This window comes from Paraburkholderia sp. 2C (assembly GCF_054589215.1).
Map to the genome: position 1 here is coordinate 164,732 of NZ_BAAILL010000080.1, position 7,582 is coordinate 172,313.

Here is a 7,582-nt window from a genome sequence, read left to right on the forward strand (position 1 = left end):
TATCTTCGCGGGTCGCAAAGTGGACAGTTGCGCGAACGAACTGCGCGGAGAGGGCGCGGACAAGCAGGGCAAAGCGCGGGCGGAAGCACCGACGGAAGCACCGACGTAATACGCGAGCGGATTGGCCGACACACCGGCGAACGCATGCGCGGTCAGCTTCGCCGATCAAGCGTTCGGCCGCGTTGCGCATCAAGGTCCGCCGGCTCATGCGCCATCGCGCCGATGAGCCGCCGGTCCCGCGTGCTGTGCAACACTTCCCCTGTTCGCTTTGCCGGCATCCAGCCGGCGCTCATTTTTTCCGGAGTTCCCTGAATGCCTCTTTCGACGCTCGATGCGCGCGTTGCGCGTCACGCCCTTTCAGGCAATAGGGCTGACATCCAGAGAGCGGGCGGCCAACCCGCTCGCAAGTTCCTGCATGCCGCCGCGCTCGCGGCGCTGCTGGGTGCGCTCGTCACCTGCGCGTTGCCGGCCGGCGCGAAGACGGCACCGGCAAGCACCGTGTTCGATGCATCGGCGGTCGCAACCCCCGATCGCTATAGCGCCGACACCGCGCAGCAGATCTTCGCGCAGGGCGGCAACGCGGTCGATGCCGCGGTCGCGATCGCGTTCACGCTCGCCGTTACGCGTCCCGATGCGGGCAACCTCGGCGGCGGCGGATTCATGACGCTGCAGATCGACGGCAAGCCGTACTTTCTCGACTACAGCGCGCAGGCGCCGCAGCGTGCGACGCGCGATATGTATGTCGACGACAAGGGCAATGTCGTCAAGAACATGAGCTCGATCGGCTTTCGCGCGGCGGGTGTGCCGGGCACGGTCGAAGGCCTGTGGCAAGCGCAGAAGCGCTTCGGCAAGCTCAAGTGGAAGCAGGTGCTTGCGCCGGCGATCCGCTACGCGACCGACGGCTTTGTCGTCGACGCGTCGCTGCAGAAGCGCCGCGATGATGCGGCCGCGAAGTTTGCGGGCAAGACGAACTTCAACGCATACTTCGCGGGCCTGAAGAGCGGCGCGACGTTTCGCCAGCCGGAACTCGCGCAGACGCTCGGGCGTATCGCCGACGACGGCGGCCGCGAGTTCTACGAAGGGCAGACCGCCGATCTGATCGCAAAGCAGATGTACGGCCACGGGATGATCTCGAAGACCGACCTCACCCAGTACAAGGCGGTCTGGCGCGACCCGCTCGCGGCGGACTGGAACGGCTACCGGATTGTGACGGCGCCGCCGCCGAGCTCGGGCGGCATTGCATTGATCCAGCTGCTGAAGATGAAAGCGGACCTGAAGCCGCAGTTCGCCGGGCTCGAGCTGAACTCGGCGCCGTACATCCAGCTGATCTCGCAGATGGAAGACCGCGTGTTCGCAGATCGCACGAAGTACGCGGCGGATCCGGACGCGGCGCAGGTGCCGGTCGGTAAGCTCACCGACGATGCGTATCTTGCGCAGCGCGCGGGCGAGGTGAAGGAGTGGTGGGCGCAGCAGAAGGCGGCGCAGGAGAAGGCGGCCCGGGAGAAGGAAGAGCAGGAGCGGGCTGCGCGCGAGAAAGCGGAACAGGAAAAGGCTGCGCAGGAAAAAGCGCAGCAGGAGAAGGCGCAGCAGGCGGCGCAACAGGCCAGCGGCGCGGCGGCGAGTGGGGCGCAGGCTGGTGCGGCAGGGCTGGCAGGTGCGAGTCAAGCGGGCACGGGCCAGGCCACCAGCGTGAGTCAGCCGACTTCGGGTCAGCCCGGCGTGGCGCAACCGAATACGGCGCAATCGAATACGGCGCAATCGAACGCAGCGCAACCGGATGCGGCGCAGTCCGGTGCCGGCCAGGCGAACGCGGCTCAGCCGAACACCGCGCCGTCGACGACGGGCCAGCAAAAGGCGAATCAACCGGGCGTTGGGCCGGCGAGTACAGCGCAGGGGAATGCGGCCGCGGCCAGTGCATCCAGCGCGCCGCAAGCAAACGCGCCGCAAGCGCAACCGGCTCAACCGCAGCCCGCCCAGTCGGCATCGGCGCCGTCCGCCGGCGCTGCAACGTCGACCCACTCTGCCTCCGGTGACGCGCCGCCGTCGGAAAAACCGCAGACCACGCATTTTTCGGTCGTCGACAAATGGGGCAACGCGGTATCGACCACGTACACGCTGAACGGCTCGTTCGGTGCCGGCGTCGTTGTCGACGGCGGCGGCTTCCTGCTCAACGATGCGATGGACGATTTCGTCGCGAAGGCCGGCGCGGGCATGGACGACGCGAATACGATCGCGCCGGGCCGCAGGCCGGTGTCGTCGATGACGCCGACGATCGTGCTGAAGGACAACAAGGTCGCGCTCGTCATCGGCACGCCGGGCGGCTCGCGCATCTTTACGACGATCTTCCAGGTGATGACCGACCTGTACGACTTCGGCTTGCCGCCAACGAACGCGCTGGCCGCGATGCGGTTCCATCATCAGGCCTTGCCGCCGAAGGCCATTTACTGGGAGCCGTACCACCCGATCGCCGGCGATCTCGCGCAGCAACTGCAAAAGCTTGGCTACACGCCGGAAGGGCAAGACTTTAACGGCGATGTGCAGATGATCAAAATCGATGGCACGACGCCGCAGCCGGCGGCGGACCCGCGCGGCGTGGGGGTTGCGCGCGTGTTTCCGTAGCAAATGCGCGTAGCGGCCTGAGGCGTCGATCGGATACCTTGAACACGAAAAACGGGGATGACGGGATGGCGTTGCAAAAAGAACCCAATGTGCTGGTGTTGCCGGGGTATCTGGACTCGGGCCCCGGGCATTGGCAAACCCGCTGGGAGGCCGCGCACGCGTCATTCTCGAGGGTGCGGCATGCCGGACTGGGCGCATCCGGTGCGCGACGACTGGTGCCGCGCGCTCGATGCAGCAGTGACCGCGGCGGCCTCGGACGGCGCACCGGTGGTGCTTGCCGCGCACAGCCTCGGCTGCCTGACCGTCGCCTGGTGGGCGAGCCGCTATGCGGCGCCCGCGCAGCGCGACAAGGTGGCCGGCGCGCTGCTCGTGGCCGTGCCGGACCCGGCGGCCCGCGCATTTCCCACGACAGCGAGCGGTTTTGCACCTGTTCCCGACGAGCGCCTGCCGTTTCAGACGATTGTCGTCGCCAGCACCGACGACCCCTACGGCGGCGTGCCGTTCTCGCACGCGTGCGCTGCCGCGTGGGGCAGCCGCTGGATCAGCATTGGCGCGCGCGGCCACATCAACGCGGACAGCGGCCTGGGCGACTGGCAGGACGGGTTCAGCTGGCTCAAGTCGTTTGTCTGAGCGCGACGCGGACGACCGGACGGGTTACCACGGCGGTCTCCGACGGTCACACTACCTGTTGCGCCCGCAATGCGGCGATCCGCGCGTCGTCGTAGCCGAGCACGCTGCGCAGCACGTCCTCGGTGTGCTCGCCCAATGTCGGCGGATGCGCGGACGCGAGCGGCGGTGTTTCCGTCATGTTGATCGGATTGCGCACGAGCTTCACGGTGCCGCCCGACGGATGCGGCAGATCGACCTGCATGCCGCGCGCGATCACCTGCTCGTTATCGAACACCTCGCGTAGATCGTTGATCGGCCCGCACGGCACCTGCGCTGCCTCGAGCGCGTCGATCCACGCGTGCTTGCTGCGCTTGCGCACCATCGCGGCAAGCAATGGCACCAGCGTTTCGCGGTTGCGCACGCGCGCCGGGTTGGTCGCAAAGCGCTCGTCATCGGCCAGCTCCGCGCGGCCTCCCGCTTCGACGAACTTACGGAACTGCCCGTCGTTGCCGACTGCGACGATGATCCAGCCGTCGCTCGTCTGGAACGTCTGATAGGGGACGATGTTCGGGTGCGCATTGCCCCAGCGCGCAGGCGGCGTGCCGCTTGCGAGGAAATTCGAGTTCATGTTGGCGAGCATCGCGACCTGTACGTCGAGCAAGGCCATGTCGATGTATTGCCCGGCGCCGGTGCGATCGCGATGCGCGAGCGCGGTGAGCACGGCCACCGTGGCGTACATGCCCGTCATCAGGTCGGCGATCGCGACGCCGGCTTTTTGCGGGCCGCCGCCCGGTTCGCCGTCGCGTTCGCCGGTGATGCTCATGAAACCGCCGAGGCCCTGCACGATAAAGTCGTAGCCCGCGCGCTGCGCATACGGGCCCGTCTGCCCGAAGCCCGTGACGGAGCAGTAGATCAGATCGGGCTTCACCGCGCGCAGCGATTCGTAGTCGAGCCCGTAGCGCTTGAGCTGCCCGACCTTGTAGTTTTCCAGCACGACGTCGCTCTTCGCGGCAAGCTCGCGCACGATACGCTGGCCTTCGGCGGTGGCGATATCGACCGTGACGGAACGCTTGTTGCGGTTTGCCGCGAGGTAGTACGCCGCCTCGCGCGTTTCGGCTCCGTCCGGTGTCTTCAGGTACGGCGGACCCCAGTGGCGCGTGTCGTCTCCGGCGCCCGGACGTTCGATCTTGATCACGTCGGCGCCGAAATCGGCGAGCGTTTGTGCGCACCACGGCCCGGCAAGCACGCGGCTGAGATCCAGCACGCGGATATGACTGAGAGCGCCCATGTTCGGTTGATGTCTCCTCGAGATGCGAAAGGCGCAGCGACGCGCCTCGCCGCGATGACAAGCGGATTCCAGCGACGTCACGCATCTTAAGCGATCGCGGCAGGCGAGCCTATTCGGCCAAACGGCATAGGCAAAACTCACCTGCGGCGCGCCGCGCCGCGCGAGACGCGGCTAAAGCGGGTACGGACGGATCCCTGGCCCGCGCCGGGCGGGCGTTCCGGTCGATTCCCCTGGCCGTTTGGCCAGCGCCGCTTGCAGCGGGCGATGCGCCGTCGCGCACGCGCGCCGATCCCGTATAATCGGCGGTTCAGGAAACCCCCGATTCACGACGCCGACAAACCTTGAACAAGGCGTCGGATCCATGCCCGGAACCCGTCCCCAGCACGTTATGAAAGCCGCCGAAATCCGCGAGAAATTCCTCAAGTTCTTCGAATCGAAGGGCCACACAATCGTTCGTTCGTCGAGCCTCGTGCCGGGCAACGACCCGACGCTGCTCTTCACGAACTCGGGCATGGTGCAGTTCAAGGACGTGTTCCTCGGCGCCGAAAAGCGACCGTATTCGCGCGCCACGACCGCGCAGCGCAGCGTGCGTGCCGGGGGCAAGCACAACGACCTCGAAAACGTCGGCTACACCGCGCGTCACCATACGTTCTTCGAGATGCTCGGCAACTTCTCGTTCGGCGACTATTTCAAGCGCGACGCGATCCACTATGCGTGGGAGCTGCTTACCACTGTCTACCGGCTGCCGAAGGACAAGCTGTGGGTGACCGTCTACCAGGAAGACGACGAAGCGTACGGCATCTGGGCGAACGACGTCGGCGTGCCGACCGAACGCATCATCCGCATCGGCGACAACAAGGGCGCGCGCTACGCATCGGACAACTTCTGGCAGATGGCCGACACCGGTCCGTGCGGCCCGTGCTCGGAAATCTTCTACGATCACGGCCCGGACGTGTGGGGCGGCCCGCCGGGGTCGCCTGAAGAAGACGGCGATCGCTACATCGAGATCTGGAACCTCGTGTTCATGCAGTTCAACCGCGACGCGCAGGGCAACATGACGCCGCTGCCGAAGCCCTGCGTGGACACCGGCATGGGCCTCGAGCGGATCGCGGCCGTGCTGCAGCACGTGCACAGCAACTACGAAATCGATCTGTTCCAGGCGCTGATCTCGGCCGCGGGGCGCGAAACCGGCGTTGCCGACCTGACGAACAACTCGTTGAAGGTCATCGCCGACCATATCCGCGCCTGCTCGTTCCTGATTGTCGATGGCGTGATTCCGGGCAACGAGGGCCGCGGCTATGTGCTGCGCCGGATCGTGCGCCGGGCGATTCGCCACGGCTACAAGCTCGGCCGCAAGGGCGCGTTCTTCCACAAGCTGGTGGCGGACCTCGTCGCGCAGATGGGCGGCGCGTATCCGGAGCTGAAGGAAGCCGAAACCCGCGTGACCGATGTGCTGCGTCAGGAAGAAGAACGCTTCTTCGAAACGATCGAGCACGGCATGTCGATTCTCGAAAGCGCGCTGGCCGATCTGGAAGCGAAGAAGAGCAAGACGCTCGACGGCGAACTCGCGTTCAAGCTGCACGACACGTACGGCTTCCCGCTCGATCTGACCGCGGACGTGTGCCGCGAACGCGGCGTGACCGTCGACGAACCGGCATTCGACGAAGCGATGGCGCGCCAGCGCGAGCAGGCGCGCGCGGCCGGCAAGTTCAAGATGGCGCAGGGCCTCGAATACTCGGGCGCGAAGACCACGTTCCACGGCTACGAAGAGATCGTCTTCGACGACGCCAGGGTCACCGCGCTGTATGTCGATGGCGCGCCGGTCAACGAAGTCTCGAAGGGGCAGCAGGCCGTCGTCGTGCTCGATCACACGCCGTTCTACGCCGAATCGGGCGGCCAGATCGGCGACCAGGGCCTGCTTGCGAACGCAAGCGTGCGCTTCGCCGTCACCGACACGCAGAAGGTGCAGGCGGACGTGATCGGCCACCACGGCGAGCTCGAACAGGGCACGCTCAAGGTGGGCGATGTCGTGAAGGCGGAGATCGACGCGATCCGGCGCGCGCGCACCGCGCGTAACCACTCGGCTACGCACCTGATGCACAAGGCCTTGCGCGAAGTACTCGGCGCCCACGTGCAGCAGAAGGGCTCGCTCGTCGATGCGGACAAGACCCGCTTCGACTTCGCGCACAACGCGCCGATGACGGACGAGCAAATCCGCCGCGTCGAAGCGATCGTCAATGCGGAAGTGCTCGCGAACGCGCCGGGCGTCATCCGCGTGATGCCGTTCGACGAAGCGGTGAAGGGCGGCGCAATGGCCCTCTTTGGCGAGAAGTACGGCGACGAAGTGCGGGTGCTCGATCTCGGCTTCTCGCGCGAGCTCTGCGGCGGCACCCACGTGCAGCGCACCGGCGACATCGGGTTCTTCAAGATCGTGGTGGAAGGCGGCGTCGCGGCGGGCATCCGCCGGGTCGAGGCGATTACCGGCGACAACGCCGTGCGCTACGTGCAGGAACTCGACGCACGCATCAACGCGGCCGCGGGAGCGCTGAAAGCACAGCCGTCGGAACTCACGCAACGCATCGCGCAGGTGCAGGACCAGGTGAAGTCGCTCGAAAAGGAATTGGGCGCGCTGAAGTCGAAGCTCGCATCGAGCCAGGGTGACGAACTGGCAGGCCAGGCGATCGAAGTGGCCGGCGTTCACGTGCTGGCAGCGACGCTCGAAGGCGCGGACGTGAAGACGCTGCGCGAAACCGTCGACAAGCTCAAGGACAAGCTGAAGAGCGCGGCGATCGTGCTCGCGTCGGTCGATGGCGGCAAGGTCAGTTTGATTGCGGGTGTGACGTCGGATGCGAGCAAGAAAGTGAAGGCCGGCGAGCTCGTCAACTTCGTCGCACAGCAGGTCGGCGGCAAGGGCGGCGGCCGCCCGGACATGGCTCAGGCCGGCGGTACCGAGCCGGCTAACTTGCCGGCGGCGCTTGCGGGTGTGAAGGGTTGGGTCGAGGCGCAGCTGTAATGCTTACCTTGAGCCGTGAGCTTTGAAGTGGCGACTTTACGCGCGTAAAGTCG

3 protein-coding genes and 1 pseudogene are annotated in these 7,582 nt (G+C 66.4%); 3 read left to right on the forward strand and 1 reads right to left on the reverse strand.

The annotated features are described in order from the left end of the window. Positions 1-312 precede the first annotated feature (312 nt). Positions 313-2,619: a gamma-glutamyltransferase family protein gene (locus ACYPXD_RS33980; protein WP_459722988.1), complete on the forward strand. Its 2,307-nt coding sequence runs from the start codon at positions 313-315 to the stop codon at positions 2,617-2,619. Positions 2,620-2,684: 65 nt separating this feature from the next. Continuing rightward, positions 2,685-3,249, forward strand: a pseudogene (locus ACYPXD_RS33985) (RBBP9/YdeN family alpha/beta hydrolase). Between the two features lie 46 nt (positions 3,250-3,295). Here the strand turns inward: ACYPXD_RS33985 and ACYPXD_RS33990 are convergent. Beyond that, positions 3,296-4,516 carry a CaiB/BaiF CoA transferase family protein gene (locus tag ACYPXD_RS33990; RefSeq protein WP_459722991.1) on the reverse strand — a complete coding sequence of 407 codons (1,221 nt, stop codon included), beginning with the start codon at positions 4,514-4,516 and terminating at the stop codon, positions 3,296-3,298. Between the two features lie 388 nt (positions 4,517-4,904). Here ACYPXD_RS33990 and alaS point away from each other — a divergent pair, with 388 nt between their 5' ends. Continuing rightward, complete coding sequence (gene alaS / locus ACYPXD_RS33995; RefSeq protein WP_459722995.1) at positions 4,905-7,529, forward strand: alanine--tRNA ligase; 2,625 nt, start codon at positions 4,905-4,907, stop codon at positions 7,527-7,529. The last annotated feature ends 53 nt before the right edge of the window (positions 7,530-7,582 follow it).